The 230-nt window shown below is 53.5% G+C and carries 1 tRNA gene; it reads left to right on the plus strand.

Annotated features, from left to right (window positions below):
• The first annotated feature begins 47 nt into the window (after nt 1–47).
• Nucleotides 48–136: transfer RNA gene (locus AC1RPV_RS08300), tRNA-Ser, on the plus strand.
• Nucleotides 137–230 lie beyond the last annotated feature (94 nt).

The following is a 230-nucleotide window of genomic DNA, read 5'->3' on the forward strand; positions in this document are numbered from 1 at the left end:
GCCGAAGCGCGTGCGTAAGCCTCGCGATAGTAAATAAGCAGAACAATGGAAGTGTGGCCGAGTGGTTTAAGGCTCCGGTCTTGAAAACCGGCGAGGGCTTTGTCCTCCGTGAGTTCGAATCTCACCGCTTCCGCCAAGTTTTGGTGATTGTGCAGTATGCGGGTAAAAATAGGTAGCCCGTACGTGAATCGTGTCTGGCGCTCTACTTGAGTTACCGGACGCTGTGGTTG

The organism is Dellaglioa sp. CoH-55-MRSF-9, assembly GCF_056782155.1.